Origin of the sequence: Glaciimonas sp. PCH181, assembly GCF_003056055.1 — a bacterium.
Taxonomy (GTDB): Bacteria; Pseudomonadota; Gammaproteobacteria; order Burkholderiales; family Burkholderiaceae_D; genus Glaciimonas.
On record NZ_PYFP01000003.1, the window covers coordinates 405,911 to 425,662 of the forward strand.

The 19,752-nt window shown below is 50.8% G+C and carries 17 protein-coding genes; 12 read left to right on the forward strand and 5 right to left on the reverse strand.

Going from position 1 to position 19,752, the window contains the following annotated elements:
* Positions 1 to 189 precede the first annotated feature (189 nt).
* The 3 genes from argF to C7W93_RS22470 all read left to right on the forward strand — a co-directional run bounded on the left by argF (position 190) and on the right by C7W93_RS22470 (position 2,946).
* Positions 190 to 1,107: an ornithine carbamoyltransferase gene (gene argF / locus C7W93_RS22460; RefSeq protein WP_108442553.1), complete on the forward strand. Its 918-nt coding sequence runs from the start codon at positions 190 to 192 to the stop codon at positions 1,105 to 1,107.
* A 114-nt stretch (positions 1,108 to 1,221) separates the two neighbouring features.
* Entirely contained in the window at positions 1,222 to 2,454 is a 1,233-nt protein-coding gene (locus C7W93_RS22465; RefSeq protein WP_108442554.1) for an argininosuccinate synthase, read from the forward strand.
* Positions 2,455 to 2,631: 177 nt separating this feature from the next.
* Entirely contained in the window at positions 2,632 to 2,946 is a 315-nt protein-coding gene (locus C7W93_RS22470) for a pyrimidine/purine nucleoside phosphorylase (RefSeq protein WP_108442555.1), read from the forward strand.
* A gap of 68 nt (positions 2,947 to 3,014) precedes the next feature.
* On the opposite strand, the gene murB is transcribed toward C7W93_RS22470, so the two are convergent.
* Positions 3,015 to 4,046, reverse strand: coding sequence for a UDP-N-acetylmuramate dehydrogenase (gene murB / locus C7W93_RS22475; RefSeq protein WP_108442556.1), 1,032 nt, complete (start codon positions 4,044 to 4,046; stop codon positions 3,015 to 3,017).
* A gap of 256 nt (positions 4,047 to 4,302) precedes the next feature.
* On the opposite strand from murB, the gene C7W93_RS22480 reads away from it, so the two are divergent.
* Positions 4,303 to 4,788: a YajQ family cyclic di-GMP-binding protein gene (locus C7W93_RS22480; protein WP_108442557.1), complete on the forward strand. Its 486-nt coding sequence runs from the start codon at positions 4,303 to 4,305 to the stop codon at positions 4,786 to 4,788.
* A gap of 108 nt (positions 4,789 to 4,896) precedes the next feature.
* Positions 4,897 to 5,541: a TIGR02281 family clan AA aspartic protease gene (locus C7W93_RS22485; RefSeq protein WP_108442558.1), complete on the forward strand. Its 645-nt coding sequence runs from the start codon at positions 4,897 to 4,899 to the stop codon at positions 5,539 to 5,541.
* A 208-nt stretch (positions 5,542 to 5,749) separates the two neighbouring features.
* Here C7W93_RS22485 and aroG read toward each other — a convergent pair whose 3' ends face one another.
* The 4 genes from aroG to C7W93_RS22505 form a co-directional block, all read right to left on the reverse strand.
* The gene (gene aroG / locus C7W93_RS22490; protein ID WP_108442559.1) at positions 5,750 to 6,814 is read right to left on the reverse strand and encodes a 3-deoxy-7-phosphoheptulonate synthase AroG; all 1,065 of its coding nucleotides are present in this window, start codon (positions 6,812 to 6,814) and stop codon (positions 5,750 to 5,752) included.
* An 879-nt stretch (positions 6,815 to 7,693) separates the two neighbouring features.
* On the reverse strand, positions 7,694 to 9,154 hold the full coding sequence (gene tldD / locus C7W93_RS22495; RefSeq protein WP_108442560.1) for a metalloprotease TldD: 1,461 nt from the start codon (positions 9,152 to 9,154) through the stop codon (positions 7,694 to 7,696).
* Positions 9,155 to 9,435: 281 nt separating this feature from the next.
* Positions 9,436 to 10,218 carry a 3-hydroxybutyrate dehydrogenase gene (locus C7W93_RS22500; protein ID WP_108442561.1) on the reverse strand — a complete coding sequence of 261 codons (783 nt, stop codon included), beginning with the start codon at positions 10,216 to 10,218 and terminating at the stop codon, positions 9,436 to 9,438.
* Between the two features lie 99 nt (positions 10,219 to 10,317).
* Positions 10,318 to 11,331 carry an alpha/beta fold hydrolase gene (locus C7W93_RS22505; protein ID WP_108442696.1) on the reverse strand — a complete coding sequence of 338 codons (1,014 nt, stop codon included), beginning with the start codon at positions 11,329 to 11,331 and terminating at the stop codon, positions 10,318 to 10,320.
* An 806-nt stretch (positions 11,332 to 12,137) separates the two neighbouring features.
* On the opposite strand from C7W93_RS22505, the gene C7W93_RS22515 reads away from it, so the two are divergent.
* The 7 genes from C7W93_RS22515 (at position 12,138) to cpaB (ending at position 19,738) form a co-directional block, all read left to right on the forward strand.
* Complete coding sequence (locus C7W93_RS22515) at positions 12,138 to 12,428, forward strand: Flp family type IVb pilin (RefSeq protein WP_108442563.1); 291 nt, start codon at positions 12,138 to 12,140, stop codon at positions 12,426 to 12,428.
* 208 nt (positions 12,429 to 12,636) lie between these two features.
* A complete protein-coding gene (locus C7W93_RS22520) occupies positions 12,637 to 15,081 on the forward strand; it encodes a pilus assembly protein TadG-related protein (RefSeq protein ID WP_225870003.1) in 2,445 nt (814 codons plus the stop codon).
* A 24-nt stretch (positions 15,082 to 15,105) separates the two neighbouring features.
* Positions 15,106 to 16,269 (forward strand): hypothetical protein, encoded by a 1,164-nt coding sequence (locus tag C7W93_RS22525; RefSeq protein WP_108442565.1) that lies wholly within the window; start codon positions 15,106 to 15,108, stop codon positions 16,267 to 16,269.
* A gap of 61 nt (positions 16,270 to 16,330) precedes the next feature.
* Complete coding sequence (locus C7W93_RS22530) at positions 16,331 to 17,062, forward strand: hypothetical protein (RefSeq protein WP_108442566.1); 732 nt, start codon at positions 16,331 to 16,333, stop codon at positions 17,060 to 17,062.
* Between the two features lie 68 nt (positions 17,063 to 17,130).
* Positions 17,131 to 17,325: a hypothetical protein gene (locus C7W93_RS22535; RefSeq protein ID WP_108442567.1), complete on the forward strand. Its 195-nt coding sequence runs from the start codon at positions 17,131 to 17,133 to the stop codon at positions 17,323 to 17,325.
* Between the two features lie 31 nt (positions 17,326 to 17,356).
* Positions 17,357 to 18,652 (forward strand): TadE/TadG family type IV pilus assembly protein, encoded by a 1,296-nt coding sequence (locus C7W93_RS22540; protein WP_108442568.1) that lies wholly within the window; start codon positions 17,357 to 17,359, stop codon positions 18,650 to 18,652.
* Positions 18,653 to 18,748: 96 nt separating this feature from the next.
* Entirely contained in the window at positions 18,749 to 19,738 is a 990-nt protein-coding gene (cpaB, locus tag C7W93_RS22545) for a Flp pilus assembly protein CpaB (protein ID WP_161539973.1), read from the forward strand.
* Positions 19,739 to 19,752 lie beyond the last annotated feature (14 nt).

Below are 19,752 nucleotides of genomic sequence, written 5' to 3' on the forward strand. Positions count from 1 at the left end.
CCCCACGGCGGCATTAGCAGCGTCAGGTAAACCCTGATGGCGGCGGGTTTACGGCCAAAAATGCGTAAGCAAAACGTCTAAAGGTAGGGATTATGCCCCTTTGCGGGGTATCTTTCCGGGCAATATCCCTTATAATTGAACGGGTTAGAAACTTCGGCGGCAGGTCAACACTGACCGCCGTTTTCATTTATGGCAATCAAACACTACCTGCAGTTTTCCGACTTTACGCTGGATGAGTACGAGTACGTGATTGAACGTACCCGCATTATCAAACGCAAATTTAAGAATTATGAGCCACATCACCCGCTGCTAGACCGCACGCTGGTGATGGTGTTCGAAAAGAACTCGACACGTACCCGATTGTCGTTCGAAGCCGGTATGCATCAGCTCGGCGGCGCAGCGATTTATCTCAATACACGCGATAGCCAGCTTGGCCGCGGTGAACCTGTAGAAGACGCCGGACAGGTCATGTCCCGCATGTGCGACGTCATCATGATCCGCACCTTCGGTCAGGATGTGATCGAGCGCTTTGCTGCCAACTCCCGCGTCCCTGTTATCAATGGTCTGACGAACGAATATCATCCATGCCAGGTATTGGCCGATGTTTTCACCTTCATTGAACAGCGCGGCTCCATCGCTGGCAAGACCGTGGCCTGGATCGGCGACGCTAATAATATGTTGTACTCGTGGTTGCAAGCTGCGCAGGTATTTGGCTTTCACGTCAATATATCCACGCCAAAAGGCTACGACCTCGATCACTCATTGGTCACTGCAGATAGCAAACATTACACGGTATTTGCCAACCCATCAGACGCTTGCGAAGGCGCGCATTTGGTCACGACAGACGTCTGGACCAGCATGGGTTACGAAGATGAAAACACCGCACGCCTGAAAGCATTCGACGGCTGGATTGTCGATCAAGCCAAAATGGCACGCGCACAGCCAGATGCCCTTTTCATGCACTGCCTGCCAGCCCACCGCGGTGAAGAAGTTTCCGCCGAGGTCATGGATGGACCGCAATCTGTCGTGTGGGACGAAGCAGAAAATCGACTACATGTGCAGAAGGCATTGCTGGAATACCTGGTCGTAGGAAAACTCGATTCTTGAGATCGTTAAAGATAAGTCGATTCTTTAATGGCTTATCAACCGGCAAAACGAAACGTCATGCCGGGAAAATACAAAAAGCATACTGAACAACACTGAAATATTAGAAAGCGAATCATGAGCGACGTAAAAAAAGTAGTTCTCGCCTACTCCGGCGGTCTGGATACTTCAGTCATTTTGAAATGGCTGCAAGATAACTATCAATGTGAAATCGTCACCTTTACAGCCGATTTAGGCCAAGGCGAAGAAGTTGAACCGGCGCGTCAAAAAGCGTTGAAATTCGGCATCAAGCCAGAGAATATTTACATCGACGACGTCCGTGAAGAATTTGTGCGCGACTTCGTTTTCCCGATGTTCCGTGCGAATACCGTGTACGAAGGCGAATACTTGTTGGGCACATCGATTGCGCGTCCATTGATCGCAAAACGCCTGATCGAGATCGCCCGCGAAACCGGTGCAGATACTATCTCGCACGGCGCAACCGGCAAAGGCAACGATCAAGTCCGTTTCGAACTTGGCGCTTATGCGCTGATGCCAAACGTCAAAGTGATCGCTCCATGGCGCGAATGGGATTTGCTGTCGCGTGAAAAATTGCTGCAATACGCACAAGATGCCGGTATCGAAATCGACATGAAACACAAAAACGGCGGCGCACCGTACTCAATGGACGCCAACTTGCTGCACATCAGCTTTGAAGGCCGTCATCTGGAAAACCCAAGTGCTGAAGCCGAAGAAAGCATGTGGCGCTGGACCGTCAGCCCTGAAGCTGCGCCGGATCAAGCTGAATACCTCGATATCGAATACGAAAAAGGCGATATCGTTGCACTGAACGGCACGCGTTTGTCGCCAGCAGCCGTACTGACAGAATTGAACCGTCTAGGCGGCAAACACGGTATCGGTCGTCTGGATCTGGTCGAGAACCGTTTCGTCGGCATGAAATCCCGTGGCTGCTATGAAACACCGGGCGGCACCATCATGCTGCGCGCACATCGCGCCATCGAGTCGATCACGCTAGACCGTGAAGTCGCGCATCTGAAAGATGATTTGATGCCACGTTACGCATCGATGATTTATAACGGTTTCTGGTGGGCACCAGAGCGCCTGGCACTACAAACTCTGATCGACCAAACCCAACTCAACGTCAACGGCTGGGTACGCCTGAAACTGTACAAAGGCAATGTCATCGTGGTATCACGCGATTCCAAAACCGATTCACTGTTCGACATGAAAATTGCTACTTTTGACGAAGACGGCGGCGCATACAATCAAGCCGATGCAGGCGGTTTCATCAAGCTCAACGCATTACGTTTGCGGATTGCAGCGAATGCACGTAATCAACGCGGGCAGTAAAACCGACGTGGCCTGATCGCCATTAAGCAACATAAAAAGTCCCTATTTTTAGGGACTTTTTTATTGGATTAACAGAAAAATTCTGCCGTAAAAGCAGGCACACTGGGCTGGAAATTTGGCATAATTGGGCGGGCTTTATTCTTCCAACCATGCATTTATCACTCCAAGGCTTCCTTTATGAGCGCGCAATTCGATCACGTAACCGTCCTGAAACAAGCCAGCGTCTACTTTGATGGCAAATGTGTTTCACACACCATCATTCTTGAAAACGGCGTTAAAAAAACCCTTGGCGTGATCTTGCCGTCAATCCTGACATTCAATACCGGCGTCGCAGAAATCATGGATGTCACCAGCGGAGTTTGCAAGGTGCGTCAAAAAGATCAAGAAACCTGGACTACATATACTGACGGCGATAGTTTTGCTGTCCCCGCAAATTCAAGTTTCGACATTGAAACCATTGAGACATTGAATTACGTTTGTCATTACGCGTAATTTCTTGCAAAAACAAAAAAGGCATTCAAGAAATTGAATGCCTTTTTTATAATTAATGCCATCAGCGCTCACACAAAAATCGGCTCAGGCTCCAATAACACCCCAAAACGCGCCATCACATCAGCCTGTACCGCTTGCGATAACCGCACAACATCCTGTCCTGTCGCACCACCCAGATTGACCAGCACCAACGCTTGCTTCTGATACATCCCGACCGCTCCGAGGGATCTTCCCTTCCAGCCGCATTGATCAATCAACCAGCCCGCAGCCAATTTAAAACCCCCATCGCCTTGCGGATAGCTGACCAACTCAGGATATTGCGTCAGTAATGCGTCCCGCTGTGCGATAGGAACTATCGGATTTTTAAAGAAACTACCTGCATTTCCTATCACCGCCGGATCGGGTAGTTTGCGCGTTCGAATCGCGATCACAGCATTGCTGACGTCCAGCGCATTCGGCACAGCGATGCCCCTCTCCTTCAATTCTTGCGCAATATCGCCATAGCGCACATTGGCTTGCCAGCGCTTAGGTAGCGAGAACGTGACATCTATCACCACTGCACGGCCACGCAAACGATGCTTGAATATGCTGTCGCGATAGGCAAAGGCGCAGTCTTCATGGCCCAATGTCAGCAACTCACCGCTAACAAAATCGAAGGCCGTCAGCGCATGAAAGCGATCCTGCATCTCGACGCCATAGGCACCGATATTTTGAATCGGGGCAGCACCGACATTACCGGGAATGAGTGACAGATTCTCCAGACCGCCAAGTCCTTGCGCCAATGTCCACGCCACCAGACTGTGCCAACTTTCTCCCGCCGCTGCACGGACATAAGTTGCATCGGCGTCCTCACCGACGATTTCGATACCTTGATTGCAAATATGCAACACCAGGCCATCGAAATTCTGGGTCAGCACCAGATTGCTCCCTCCCCCTAAAATCAAGCGGGGCCATTGCGATAACTGCGGATCAGCCCCGATCTCCTTCAGCTCAGCCAAAGAAGAAATCGGCAAATACGCGCGTGCCATCGCATCGATCCCCAACGTGTTGTGTCGGCGCAATGAAAAATCGGTTTGTAGGGGGAAATTGGCCGTTGGCAAAATAGGAAACTGAATGGTTGAGGGCGTAGCTTCGGGATTATACGGAAATCGCCATTACTCAGCAAAATCAACCCCGCAATCAATGAAAAAATGGCGACAACGTAAGGAAATGCCCAAGGAAATAGCCACTGGTATTTTTGTTCGATAGAATGCACGATACTATGTGCGGCGCGCTCGTTGAATACCCGCCCCGCATCTGAAATCGATAGCACTCAAAAAGAATATTCAGCCCGAAAACATTAAGGAAATACCACAAATGCCCTCATTTGATACCGTCTCAGAAGCCAATCTTAACGAAGTCAAAAATGCTGTCGATCAAGCCAGCAAAGAGATTGCCACACGCTTCGACTTCAAAGGCAGCGACGCCCGCGTAGAACTAAAAGAGCGCGATCTGACCGCGTTTGCCGATTCCGACTTCCAATTGGCGCAAGTGCGCGATGTGCTGACCAATAAATTGGTTAAACGCAATGTCGATATCCGCTTTCTGGACATCGGCAAGATCGAAAAAATTGGCGGCGACAAGGTCAAGCAAGTCATTAAAATCAAAAACGGCATCGACTCTGACGATGCAAAAAAAATCGTTCGCATCATTAAAGACAGCAAAATGAAAGTCCAGGCCAGCATTCAGGGCGATGCGGTGCGCATTACCGGCGCTAAACGCGACATTCTGCAAGATGCAATAGCGCTACTGCGCAAGGAAGCAGCTGACTTACCACTAGAATTCAATAACTTTCGCGACTAGTAAAAAAAATAGCCGCAGTTTGACTATTCTTGATGGAGGAAAATTTGGCGCCCTCCTTTTCTAGGTATTTTTGTTAGCTAACCCCATTTCTGTAAAGCCTTAACCGCAATGCGCCTACGCCCTCTGACTATCTGTATCGCCGCGACATTATTTGGCACAACCACTGCCGCGTTCGCCATCGATATCGGCGTAGTTGGACTGTTTCCCGGCAAAGCGGTGTTGGTCATTGATGGCGCACAACCCAAGACCTATTCCGTCGGTGACAAAATCGGTGGAGAAGTCCGCCTAACCGGGGCCACCAATGAGACTGCAACCCTGGTCGTAAAAGGCAAAGTCCAGGTAATCCGTATTGGCGAGTTCGTCAGCCGCAGTGCACCCAGTGCCAACGCCAGTGCAACGTTAAAGGTCAATGGCGCAGGTCATTTCATCGCGCAAGGTCAAATCAACGGCGGCATAGTGACGATGATGGTCGACACCGGCGCAACCGTGATTGCATTGCCGGCAGACGATGCGATCCGGCTCGGCATCGACTATAAAAAAGGGCAAAAAACAAGTATGAGCACCGCCAATGGTGTGACCACTGCTTACACTGTCCGCCTCAATTCGGTTAAAGTCGGCGACATCGAATTATCGCAAGTCGATGCATCTGTACTGGAAACTGGCTTGCCAATGATATTGCTAGGCATGTCATTTCTGAATCGTACGGAGATGAAGCGCGAAGGCGACATGATGGTGCTAACCAAACGTTTTTGATATCTTTGACGCTTAATCTTAGCTAAGTCTTCGGCAGTTCTTATCAACTATTAAGCGAAGCCAAAACGCGAGATTTTTCAGCACTAATTGACGGATAAAATCAGCAGCGCGATACGAATATCAAATCACAAAAAAGGGCCTGCTCAGATAACTGAACAGGCCCTTTTTATGACAATGGACGATATAAAATGCCGCCCGATTGCGACAGCTATGCCACGCTTTTCAAAATACGGCGTTGCTTCACTGCTTCGGCCAAGCCATCCAGCACGGCAATACTTTGATCCCAGCTAATGCAGCCGTCGGTGACCGATTGGCCATAGGTTAATTCCTTGCCCGGCACCAGATCTTGACGACCTGCGACCAAATGGGATTCAATCATCACGCCGACGATGCGGTCATCGCCAGCAGCGATTTGACTAGCGATATCAGCGCATACCGGAATTTGATTTTCTGGCTTCTTAGAGCTATTCGCGTGGGAAGCATCAATCATCAGGCGTTGTGCCAAACCGTTCGCGGAGATGTCTTTGCAAGCAGCATCCACACTGGCAGCATCATAATTCGGCGCTTTACCACCGCGCAGAATGATGTGGCAATCTTCATTTCCGTTAGTCGACACAATCGCAGAATGACCGCCTTTAGTGACCGACAAAAAGTGATGCGGCTGCGATGCTGCCTTCATGGCGTCTACTGCAATTTTGACGTTGCCGTCCGTGCCGTTTTTGAAGCCAACCGGGCAAGACAAACCGGAAGCCAGCTCACGATGCACTTGCGATTCCGTAGTCCGTGCACCAATCGCGCCCCAGCTGATCAGGTCAGCAATGTACTGCGGGCTGATAACATCAAGGAATTCCGTACCGGCAGGCAAACCCAGCTCATTGATATTCAACAACAATTCACGGGCCATACGCAGACCGTCGTTGATACGGAAACTGTTATCCATGTACGGGTCATTGATCAGACCTTTCCAGCCAACCGTGGTCCGTGGTTTTTCGAAATACACGCGCATGACGATTTCCAACTCACCCTTCAAGCGATCCCGTGCTGCGACCAACAGATGCGCGTATTCCATTGCCGCCTTGGTATCGTGAATCGAACAAGGTCCGATCACCACCATTAAGCGATCGTCCTGACCGTGCAAAATACGATGCAGCGCGATACGTGAATCGGCGGCAGTTGTAGCACCTTTTTCAGTGCATCCGAATTCACGGATCAAATGGGATGGTGGTGTTAATTCTTTCATTTCTCGTATGCGCAAGTCGTCGGTGCGTGGCATGTTTTTCTCCTGGCTTAAAAGTGATCGGATAAAAAAAAACCGCCATCGTGGGCGGTTTTTTTGAAATGTGGGTTTGTTCTGTTATTACGAACGCTTACCGCTTTTCACCGCCGTGGGGCTGGAATAGCTAAAGTAAAAATAAAAGTAAGCGTGTGTAAATGACATTTTTTTGGGTGATTACTTAAAACTGTGTTCGAGATAATGCAGTACTTTTCAACATTTTGCAATAGATTGTTCCTAAGTCGGGCATAGGCACGCAACTAGATGCTATAAAAATCACTGCAACCTTTGCAACAACTTCGCTAACGAACACTACTCAGCCTAAGTGCTTACGCATATCCCTGACATTTATAAATTAATCTCATCGCGTAATACAAAAATAGGTAATTTTGCGTTCTTTACGCGTATTTTCGGAGGGCATCAATACGCCATGCAGCCCGTTTAACACATTGTAACGATCAGTCTTACTATGGCAGCCGGGCCAAAATGACACCTTTAAAACTGGGGCCTGAGCCATCCATTCCGAACTACAAAAATCGGGCCAAGTATGCAATGGCCGACATAGTCTTACAAAACGGCCTGCTATTTCAATGCAAGCGGCCAAGTTTGTGTGGATCGCCGCCGTATGCCCCAGGCAAAGCGCTCAGCAGTCGCGCATGGACAATGTCTGGTTCCGTAGAAAAATAACGGTATTTGGCTAAGCTGGCTAAAAAGTTGTAGTGCATCCCGGGAATAACAGTATTCAGAACCGCTGCCGGGATGCCGTAATCAAAAGCAAAAAAAACGTCGATCTCTATAGAAATCGACGTTTTTTATTGGGCAACGAAAGACCGTTCCGACACTGCCTGATACGTTAAATGCAATTGCTTGAAACGGCGCTTAAGCAGTACCGCCAACCGTCACGCCATCAATACGCAATGTCGGCTGCCCTACACCGACCGGCACGCTTTGACCTTCTTTGCCACAAACCCCCACGCCCGGATCGAGACGCATGTCGTTACCAATCATCGATACCCGATGCAGCACATCAGGTCCGTTACCAATCAACGTTGCACCCTTGACCGGATAGGTCACTTTGCCGTTTTCAATCATGTAGGCTTCACTGGCCGAAAATACGAATTTTCCGTTCGTGATATCGACCTGACCGCCACCAAAATTCACCGCATACAAGCCATTTTTGACCGATGCCAAAATTTCAGCCGGATCTTTGTCGCCTGCCAGCATATAAGTATTCGTCATCCGCGGCATAGGCAGATGCGCAAACGACTCGCGCCGTGCGTTGCCGGTTACCGGCATCTTCATCAACCGCGCATTCATGGTGTCCTGAATATAGCCTTTCAGAATGCCGTCTTCAATCAGCGTTGTGCACTGTGTCGGATTGCCTTCATCATCAATATTCAGCGATCCGCGACGATCTGCCAGCGTGCCGTCATCCACCACGGTCACGCCTTTGGCTGCGACCCGTTCGCCGATACGACCGGAAAACGTGCTCGATCCCTTACGATTGAAATCGCCTTCAAGTCCGTGCCCAATCGCTTCGTGCAACAAAATACCCGGCCAGCCATTACCCAGCACCACAGTCATCGGACCAGCCGGGGCAGGACGTGCATCCAGATTAACCAATGCCGATGCAACGGCTTCAGCAGCATATTTCTCTAACAATTCGTCGGTGAAATAGGCGTAGTTATAACGACCGCCACCACCGCTGCTGCCCATTTCGCGGCGCCCGTCTTTTTCTGCGATCACGGTGACGGACAAACGCACCAACGGACGGATATCGGCGGCGATAACGCCGTCGCTACGGGCGACTAGCACAACGTCGTACTCACCAGCCAGACCGGCCATGACTTGCACCACGCGCGGATCTTTGGCGCGGGCGATGCGTTCAATGCGTTCCAGCAGCTTTACCTTTTCAGTCGCATCCAGTGACGTCAGCGGATCGTTTGGCAGATACAGTGAGCGGCCGCCCTTTTCCTGCATCACGCTGGCAATTTTGATTTTTCCCGCGCCCTGACGCGCAATCGTGCGAGTAGCAATCGCGGCATCGCGCAATGCTTGCTCAGAGATCTCGTCGGAGTAGGAAAACGCCGTTTTATCGCCTGACACCGCCCGCACGCCAACGCCCTGATCGATGGAAAAGCTACCGGTCTTAACGATGCCCTCTTCCAGGCTCCAGCCTTCGCTCTTGGTGAATTGGAAATACAAATCGGCGTAATCCACCTTATGCGTAAACATTGTCGCCAATGCTTTCTGAAGGCTGGATTCATCGAGTCCAAAGGGAGTCAGCAGGACATCACGCGCAACGGCCAGCGCATGGAGGTTGGGTTCAAATGGAGACATATCGTGGAAACCTTGCAAAGTGGACTGATTAGGAAGGATTGTAGAGCATCCGATTGCGGGATGCAGTAAATGGCGCGAAACGGCGACATCCCATCAACTATTCAAACTCCGGCAGCATGAAAAGTCGGCACTACCGGCCTAAAAATGCGGAATACTGATGAATTTCAAAGGAAACTGTAAAACTGAGACCAGCAAGTGGTATTGGGAAGACTGCAAACCAGCATTATTAAACGGAAATCGCAGGATTACCCTGCAATTTCCGTGTTTGTCGAACTTAAACGTTATTGCATAAACCAGCCGTGGCTGACCACAATCGATTGCCCGGTCAACGCATTTGACTCAAAACCGCCGAGAAATATCGCTGTTTGAGCGACGTCATGCACAGTCGTAAACTCACCATCAACGGTGTCTTTCAGCATCACTGTCTTGATTACCTGATCTTCGGTGATGCCCAATTCCTTGGCTTGCTCTGGAATTTGCTTTTCCACCAGTGGTGTGCGGACAAAACCCGGACAAATCACGTTTGCGCGAATTTTGTTTTTAGCGCCTTCTTTTGCGACAACTTTTGCCAGTCCGATCAAGCCATGCTTAGCCGTCACATACGGCGCTTTTAATGGCGAGGCTTCATGCGAATGAACCGATCCCATATAAATGATAGAACCGCCCGTGCCAGCCTTGATCATTTCACGCATCGCTGCCCGTGTGGTCAGATACGCGCCATCAAGGTGAATAGCCAGCATTTTCTTCCAGTTATCCAGCGTGGAATCGACGATAGGCGCAATAATCTGAATCCCTGCATTGCTGATCAGCACGTCGATACTGCCAAAGGCAGCAACCGTATCGGCAATACCTTTGTCAACCTGTGCTTCATCAGTAACATTCATCGCGACCGCCATTGCGATGCCGCCTGACTGATTGATTTCATTGGCAGTGGCAGTGGCAGCGTCCAACGCCAAATCGGCGATCACGACTTTTGCCCCGGCGCGCGCGTATTCGATAGCAATTTCTTTGCCAATACCGCTGGCTGAACCCGTAATTAGTGCGACTTTATCTTTAAGAGACATAGCATTCCTTTACTTTGAGGTGGCAAAAAATTTTATCGATGATATGGAAACCAAAATATCTCACCATTATATGTTTCAGATCGCATTTGCGATGCAGACTCAATGCCCTGCAAGCCATTCGAGCAACATCTTATGAAATTGTTCCGGATCTTCCATCTGCGGAGCATGACCGAAATCCGGAAACTCAACCAGCGTCGAATGCGGAATCATTTTAGCGACTTGTTTGCCAAGTAACCGATATTGACCGATTTTGGCCTTCACCGCAGGCTGCGCAACATCGCTGCCAATCGCGGTAGTATCCGCGTCGCCGATCATCAATAGCGTCGGCATGGTTAAGTCCTTGAATTCATAGACAACCGGCTGCGTAAAAATCATGTCATAAATCAGTGCCGAGTTCCAGGCCACACTTTTCTTCCCCGGTCCCTGATTAAGTCCCGCCAGCATCTCTACCCAACGCGTATATTCCGGCTTCCAGTGGCCGGCATAATAGGTCGATTGCTCATATTTACGCACGCCTTCCGCAGAAAGCTGCAATTCTCGTTGGTACCATTGATCTACCGTGCGATACGGCACCCCAAGTGCCTTCCAGTCTTCCAATCCAATTGGGTTCACCAACACCAACTTATCTACCTGATCGGGATATAACAGCGCATACCGCGTCGCCAGCATGCCGCCGGTGGAATGCCCGATGATAGTCGCCTGCTGAATACCTAATTTCTCTAACAAGCCGTGGGTATTAATCGCCAATTGCTGAAAACTGTACTGGTAATTTTCGGGCTTGGACGATGCGCAAAAGCCAATCTGATCCGGTGCCACGACGCGATATCCCGCTGCGCTCAACGTCTTGATGCTCGCCTCCCAAGTCGCACCGCAGAAATTTTTTCCGTGCATTAATACGACGGTATGTCCATTCGGTTTGCCAAGCGCGGCAACATCCATATACGTCATCTGCAACTGCGTTTTTTGCGATTCGAAATTGTAGTGTTGTCGCGGATAAGGATAGGTAAATCCTTCAAGCTCAGGACCATACGTCGGCGCTGCCTGCGCTAAACCAATGGACAGTATCGAGGCCAAGAGTAAACAAGGCGTTAAAAGAAATAGCGAGCGGCGCATAGGATTTTCGTAAGTATCGTGGAAATAGAGATCGTTTATGTCGCCAATGATGGATTGGCAGAACGAGGATAACACTCGGAAGGCCGCATTGCAGACAAGCCGCAACGGCTGTTCAAATGGCAACGACAAATGCCTGTTTTTCACACTGATAGACAAGATTCACTCAACGAACGCGCCAAAATGATGCACACCTATTTCGTCGAACGCTCTTTTGGGAGGATAAAAAAATCGCGTTTTATGACAATTCAAATTAAAACAGCAGCAAAAAATATAATCAAAATAAGAACGCTCGTACGCAACAATATTTACATAAAAATAGAACGGGATAATCCCCTTTTATTATAAAAATAGTGTTTTTTTTGCGTGAAATATTCCCATTTTTAATTTATTTTTTCTATAAAAAATAACGCAAATCCCATAGCTATTATTAAGTTTTATTTTGCCCTGGCACAACAATTGCGTTAAAGAATATAAAAAATCCGCCGCGTATAATTTTTTCAAACACCAAATAAAACCTAAGACAGTTCTTCATCATTCTGAGATAAAACCGTAGTTTCTGCGCTTCTGAATTGATGCCGCCCGGCGCTTCAGCAGTAATGAAAATTAATAGAATTTGCTAATGCCGTTCGGCATGAGCACTACAAAGCAATCTCAAAAATAATCTTCGCTCCGTTATAACGCATTTGATGTAAAGACCAAACGCATCTGTTGTTGGATGTTGGTCGTTTCGCCGCGGGAAATTTTTGTGACTGCTTTGCTTGCAATTGGGAATCGTCCCACAACACTGCGCTTTTAGGAGAATTCAAATGGCTACGCTTTCCATCTCGAGATTTCAACGTGCTAAAACCGCCCTACGTCAACGTGGTCAGGGGATGTCTGAGTACATCATTATCGTGGCGCTGATTGCCGTCGTGAGTATCGGCGTATTTGCGGCCTTCGGTAGCACCATCCGTCATCAAGTTGCAGGTATGGCGGCAGAACTATCCGGAAATGATAGCGCTACAGAAATCACCGCAGCGGGTACTTCAGCAACGCTGGCCTCCACTAAGGCCGCAACCCAACGCACGATGAAGGACTATGGCACCGACAATCGCTAACCGTTAATTCGCAATTGCTGTAGCTGTAGCTGTCATAACAGTCGAACCTTGTGCCGGAACGCGCCCCGGCACGAGGGGTCATCAGTTTTGTAATCCATTATTTAAGAAGGACACCGGCTTCAAATCGCAATAAACCCAGCAGAACGCGTTTGTGTTTGACCATACGAAATCAATCATCGAAAAATTTTGTTCAAATACGGGAGGCACTTTGAAACACGCTACCGCCCGCGCGCGAGGAAAGACCCAAAGCCCCGTTTGGTGCGCAATTGCAGCGCCGCACCAATCGCGCGCAGTCCGCCAATTCCAGCGCGGTGCGGTACTTCCTATTGCTATCTTCTTTGCCGCGGTGCTATGCGTCGGTATCTTTTCCGTCTACAACATGGCGCAGGTCACTAGTGAAAAACGCCAGCTTACCAATGCTGCCGATGCGATTGCTTACAGTACGGCCAACGTCGCTGCAGAAGGTCTGAACTACACCTCGTACACCAATCGCGCGATGATCGCCAACTATCAGGCAGTCGGTCAAATGACGGCGATGTGGTCCAACATGACGATGTCCGACGAATACTGGCGCAATAACACCACCGTCATGAAGGCGGTCGCTGCGCTGACTAAATTTATACCGTACATCGGCACCGGCTTATCCGGTATTTTGAAGGCCGTCAGCACATTTAGCGGCTATTGGGAAAAAATCGTCGATGGCGTACGCGTGACCAGTCAGGTATTGGCGAATACCGGCACAGCAACCACCTCACTGACCAATTACGCGATTTTCGCCTCGCAGCAAATCCATTTGGCGACCACTGCATCGGCCATGATTTCGATGCAAAGGGACTTGCTGGCAGCGAACGCGCCGCAAGCTGAATACATACCGCAAACCATCGCGTATCAGATCGGCAAGAGCATGGTCGATTTCGGCAGCATGATCAAACTGCATCAGCCGCCGCGGAAATTTTTGGGCGATACCAAAATGAAAACCGATATGCCTAACAGTACGGGCATCGAATTCAATTTGGTCCATCGATTGATGATGAACGAAATGTTTAACTTCACCAGCGGTATGGCTGGCCGCCGCCTGTTTCCGAATGCGGTCGGTTTATGGACAGTCGATGGCTGCAACCTCAGCGCCATCAACGGCATTTTGAGCGGTTTATCAGTCAACGGTCTGGAACAAATCGTCCCTGCGCTAGCAGGCAATGTCGCTGCGGACGTGATCGGTCCCGTCATCGAAGCGTTCATGAATACCGTCGGCATCATCGCCAGCCCGATTATGTGTCTGTATGAGCGCACTGGCGGCACACGGATGATTCAGATGCAGGACGGCACTTATGCGTGGAGCAATATCGACATCATGGAAATCAACCCGCATCTATTCAATATTCATATCCCGATGGCAGGCGCGGTCACCATGTCTAAAGTCGGTCGGCAAGGATTGAACAAAAATCAGGAAATCCCGAATGATCTGAAGAAGTTTGTGGACGTGGTAAATGGCAACGAAGACTGGAAGAAATCGTATTGGGGTGAGGCTACGGGTCTGGATGATTGCCTGTATTTCACCTTACCCACCGGCGGCGTGTATGCGCCGCGGGTGGGCGGTGCCTGCGCCTCGCTGGCTGCCGGTGCGGCCAAAAAATATTATGAACGCGGTGTGATGAATATTGCCGGTGCCTCTGCGGATCGGGCCATGAAAGGCCAACCGCAGATCGCCAACGCAACCGAGGCGATCAGCAATGCCGCCATGGCCACCTTAGCGCCAGTATTGGAAACGGTCGGCGGCGCCATCAACGGCACCGGCTCAGCAGCATCGATCGTGAATATGCCTGATGCCAACGCTGGCAATCTGACTGGCGTGTTGGGCGGCGCGCCTGCCGGACTGCCGGCTTCAGGTACAGCACTGGACGCCCCAGCGCCCGGCAGCGGCGATCCAGAAGTCGAATTGGCTAGCGGATTAGCCCAGCAGGCCGCCAATTTCACCAATCTGTCCGGTCAGGGCGGCAATGTCTCCACAGCGATTTCTAATGTGCTGGGCAACGGCTTTACGCTGCCGAATATGTCCTTTACCGATCCGGTGAATGCGCCAAGCGCCTTTCTTAAATTTCTTCTCAATGCATTAGGTTTAGGCGATTTGATCGATGTTCTCGGGATGCGTACTTCACGGGGCACCGAAACATTATTTCAGAAGCCCGGTTTAGGCGGGGTTGTCGCGGCTGACATGGGGCTGCCAGCCGAACGCTTCGGGCTATGGGAAATGCGCGATGCGAATGTTGGCAACTATCGCGTTCATGCTGCCGATCAGGCCAACGCCGACAAGAGCAATATATTTTTGGCCAGCAAAGAAATTCAAAACAATGCGTTAAAAGATATTGGTCCGTCGTTCGTCGTGGCATTGCAGGAAACCGCTGACAAATTGCCTTTGCGCCCAGAGAATAAATTCAATCTGGGTCGCACTGCGTTAAACGATTATGACACCCAGACCAATCAAAGTTATCTGAAGGCAATTGGCAAAGCCCGCGTGTATTACCGCGCGCCACTGGAACGCTGGACTTCACGCATGCAAGTGGTATCGCACGCAAATCTGATGCTGCCGTACTGGAACGCAAGGCTTGAAGGTCTGAACTATCCGGAAAAATCGTTGTTCTTCCTGATCGACTAAACCCGACCAAACCTGCCAAACACTATGCGTCTACTCCTAAATCGCCTTACCAAGCCAGCCCGATCCAGCCTATTGCCACGTCGTCAGCTCGGTCAGGCGTTGGTGGAATCGATTTTGGCGTGTAGTGTATTTATGGTCTTGCTGTTCGCGTTGCATTGGGTCTGGCGTTTCGGCGAGCTGAAACAACTCAATACTGAAGCAACACGCTTTGCGATCTGGGAACGGACCGCCTACAACACCAATGGCACAGCCGACCCGCAATCGTTATACAGCAGCGATGCCGATTTAGCGCCCAAAGTATTTCGCAGCACGTACTTAACCCCACGCGGCGCACGCCAGTCCCAAACTACCGGCGGCACAGCATTGATGGAAGACCATCCTGACTGGATGACCACCGCCGCCCGATTTTTCACCAACGCATTTGATAGCGCGACCTTCGGCGGCGTCACCAATAGCGCCTTAACCGTCACCACCAGCGCCGATAAAACACCCGGCGGACCGATGGGATTCGATCCCACGCACAACACCTTGACCAGTCTGAAACTGGACGTGCAACCGTACCAAACGGTGCAAGTCAATGGATCGATCGGGCTGAGTGATTTTATTACCGCTTTTATGCAGCAGCGTTTTGGGATCGCACCGCCAGTCAATCCGACCAATCCCGGATCCATCACCGCCACAAAACTGGGCAGCCTGACCATGGTCACCAATTCATGGGCTGCGCCGGTCGCTGTGGCAAGCAAACGCATGTTTGACGAACTCAATCCGCTCGGCCCTAACAACCATGTCGGCATGGTGATTAACAATGGCAGCTACGGCAATTTGTCGCAATTAATCGGCGGTGCATCAGGTTTTGGCGGCAATTATCGCGTCGACAAAGTCGGGATTAATCCGGCGCAGATTTCGTCATTAGTCTCACAAGGGATGAGCTTCAATTACGACGGCCTCAAAAATCCGGGCGACCTTTTCAAGATTTTCAAACCCACCGACGATTACAAAGAAAATTTTACGTTTAAAGGCGGGCCGCCATTCGAACCGGATTATGTCGCCGTTGCCTGCACCTCTGACCCTGGCCGTGCTATTCGGCTGACGCAATACACGCAAGATGAACTCTGCCCGGCCGGTATTTTGCGTGCGCGCACGATCTCGATGTTCGATAACCCAGCCTTACGTTTTGTCTCGCCTTAGGCCGTCCCATGAACACAAACATCTGCACTTTAACGATGTCACTCTTTAAGGAAAGCGCTGGTTGAAAAATTTTATCCTGACATGCTGCTGGTGTTGTCTTCTCGTCGTCACCAGCGCCCATGCATTCGATAAATGGGCAGGCGGCGAAAAGCTGCTGCTAGAAGGGATACCGAAAAATTGGGGAACAACGCGGGTAGCCGACGAAATCGAGGTGAACGGTTTGCCGATACTGATCTTTCAAGTCGAGGGGCCACAAACATTGCGCGAGGCAGCTGTAGTAATCGCCACCGCGTGGGCCAGCGACAGCTGGAAAGTCACTTCAAAAGCAGCCGGTCACGAGGTCCAGGTTATCGGCGTCAGAGATGGCTGGTTAAAGCAGGCAAATCTTAGCAGCGGTGTGAGCGATAACGGTGGCAAAGCGACGCAAGGCTATCTCAGCCTGTCTGATCTTCCGGCGCGCATGAAAGCCGATATCGATACCAAGGCCCCGGTCCTGGCAAAGCATTTACGCAAGCCTTCCGGCACAGTGATTTTGAATGAGGTGCGCACCGTGGATAAAGCTGGCGAATCGATTTTGACAACGATGACGAATAATTTCGATCTCGAGCAAAACATCGCCTTCTATGAAGAAGATCGCGCCGCCGAAGCTTGGAAATTATCGTATCGCAGAGTCTCGCAAGAGGACGGTGGCACCGTCGTCAAGTTCGTCTCCGGTGCTAACCACGAAGCAACATATACATTTACTCGCCGCGCAGGACAGACTTTTATTGTCGTGAACTGGGTTACGCGATGAGATGCCATACGCCTCAAAAACGTCGAGGACACATTAACAATGCACCATTTTTCTGCAATCACATTGTCATGAAAAGCCGCCCACACAAGCGCACGGCGCAAGGCCAGATCGCGGTCGAATATTCGATCCTGCTGGTGTTTGTGGCCCTGGTCCTGTTTGTATCCGTAGATGGGGTTTCGGTGCTGAGCTTGTTACTGGATGCGATACGGCATCTGAACTTTAGTTACATCCAGGGTCTAGGCGTGGTTTCCACACCGATTTAGCCACTCTGTTTTACATCGTAGGCGACATACTATGCTGAAAAAAAATAGCCGCACACGAAAATTTTTAAGAGGGGCCAGTCTCACCGAATTTGTCATCGCGATTCCCGTCGTGCTGATTTTCGCCCTGCTTTGCCTGCAATTAATGTTGATGTACCGCGCCAAGTTGGCGCACAATTTTGCCGTGCAGGAAGCCGCCCGTATCGGTGCGATGAGTAATGGTCGGGTTGTGCCCCGCTTCGTGACCGATCCGCTGACCGCCCAACTTGGCAACCTTGGCTATGCAGCGGTAGGAAAGCTAGTGCATACCACCAATGCCGAGGGTAAAGATGTGGTCTCGGCAGTCACTACCTCCGGCAATGAATTAGGCGGCGCAAGTCAGGCTGGCGGTCTGATGGACGGTCCTGCCGCTGACAGCGATGTCGGCGCATCGGGCGGCGATAGCGGCGAAGCAGCCAGCAAACCGGGCGGTATCTCAGGCTTTCTGGGAACAGCCAAAACCGCGGTTACTCCCGCTGTCTGGTCCTTCATTCAGGGCCTGATGCGCTACGGCGACAGTTCTGTCTTGCAAGGCTTTATTAACGGTATCACGCCGATGTATATGGGCAATGGCACAGGCAAACTTGCCGTCGTCCAGGCCCAGGTCGCGGCGTATAAAGATGCCATGTTTAACTCTTGCATCCTGTATCACAATCCGACGCAAGCAGCATTTTTAGAATCCGGAACGATCGAATTGCAAGGGCTGGATTACGGCATACTGAAACTTCCCGCCGATTACATGCGGTTTCGCACGCCGCTTGGGATCACCGCAGACCCTGGTGGCGATGACGTCGGCAATGCCAATCTGCAAGGCAATCTGAGTGGCAAAAGCATTCAGGACAACACCATCCTGTCGATCGAGATCTTGTGGAGTTATCCGCTCAAAGTGCCGATTGCCAACAGCATCATCATCGGCATCACCAGAATGATGGGCACCTTAAATCCTGACTCCGGCCTCACTGCCGCATTTCAAGCCAAAGCGTTATCGCGCGGGCGCTATCCATTCTCCTCATCCGCCAGCTATCGCGCCCAAAATGCGCTGGCCTGGCACCTGTTTTACCCCTTAGGCACGATGGCGCCGCCCGCTGGTGGCAGCGGTGGCTATGAAGCCTTCGACATTGTGGTGTTGTTGTGGAATAGCGTCGTCTCTCGACTAGAAGGAAAATTTGACCCGGCAGAACCACAGATCGGCTTTTGTCTCGGCGCACTGGATATGGGTGCGTGGGCGGCAGGCGAACCGAATGACGTGAAAGAACATTGGTGGGGTGAGAGCTACGACCGCTCACATTAGGATAGCAGCGCAGATTTTTCCGGGTCATCGTAACGCCGGGAGCAGATGGATCGGCGCACGGAAACCATAGCAAACCATAACTTCAACACGACCCTTATGAATATAAAACGTTACATCAATCCTGACAAAATCAAAAAGGCGCTACCGCTAATTATTATTGTCCTGATCGCAGCGCTGGCGGTTTTTCTGGCGAACAGTTATCTACGAAGTCGTTCCAGCGAAATCGAAAAAAGTCTCAGCGACGAGGCCAGTAAAGTGCGCACCACGGTCACCGTGCCGCGCATCGATCTGGTTCCCGGTGATGTGCTAACGATGGACCAATTGGCATCGCGCACCGTACCCAAGGAATACATGAACTTTGATGTGATTAATCCCGATCAGATTGATGCCTTTATCGGCAAAAAAATCATTCGACCGGTGCGCAAAGGGACGCCGTTGCTAGAGTCGTATTTTCTGCTCTATGAATCGGTCCCCTTCTCCAAATCCATCGAAGCCGGCAGCCGCGCCATCACGATTCCGGTCGATGAGATTAATTCATTCTCCGGGTTGTTGCGCGCCGGGGATCACATCGATTTGTTTTACATGATGAAGCGCCCGCAAGATGTGCCGCAAGCGCCAACGCCCGGTCCTGCGCAAGAAGATACGATGCTGGCGCCGTTATTGGAAAATGTTGAAATCCGCGCAACCGGGCAGACTACCGAGCGTGAGGTTCTGGCCGCTGACCGCGCCAAGGCCAGCGGTTTCGGCGACAAACAGGGGCAAGCAGGCAGAACCACCTACAGCACGGTGACTATTTCTGTACCGGCTGCCGATGCGCAAAAAGTCATCCTGATCCAGACCGGTGCCCGTATTGTCGCCGTATTACGACGTCCTGACGATCAGGACGGCGTACAGAAAAAAACCTTCCTATCAGATGTCATCGATCCGGGCGCACGCGCACGTTACAAAATTCCGCAAGGTCCGCAGGTTGACTACATCATCGGTGGCCGTTTCAAAACCGGCGAATATATCGATGGCGGCGACGATCAGGCAAAAAAAATCGAAGCACTCAAGCGCTTCCTTGGCACAGTAGGTAACCCACAATGACTTTCTCCAAAAGA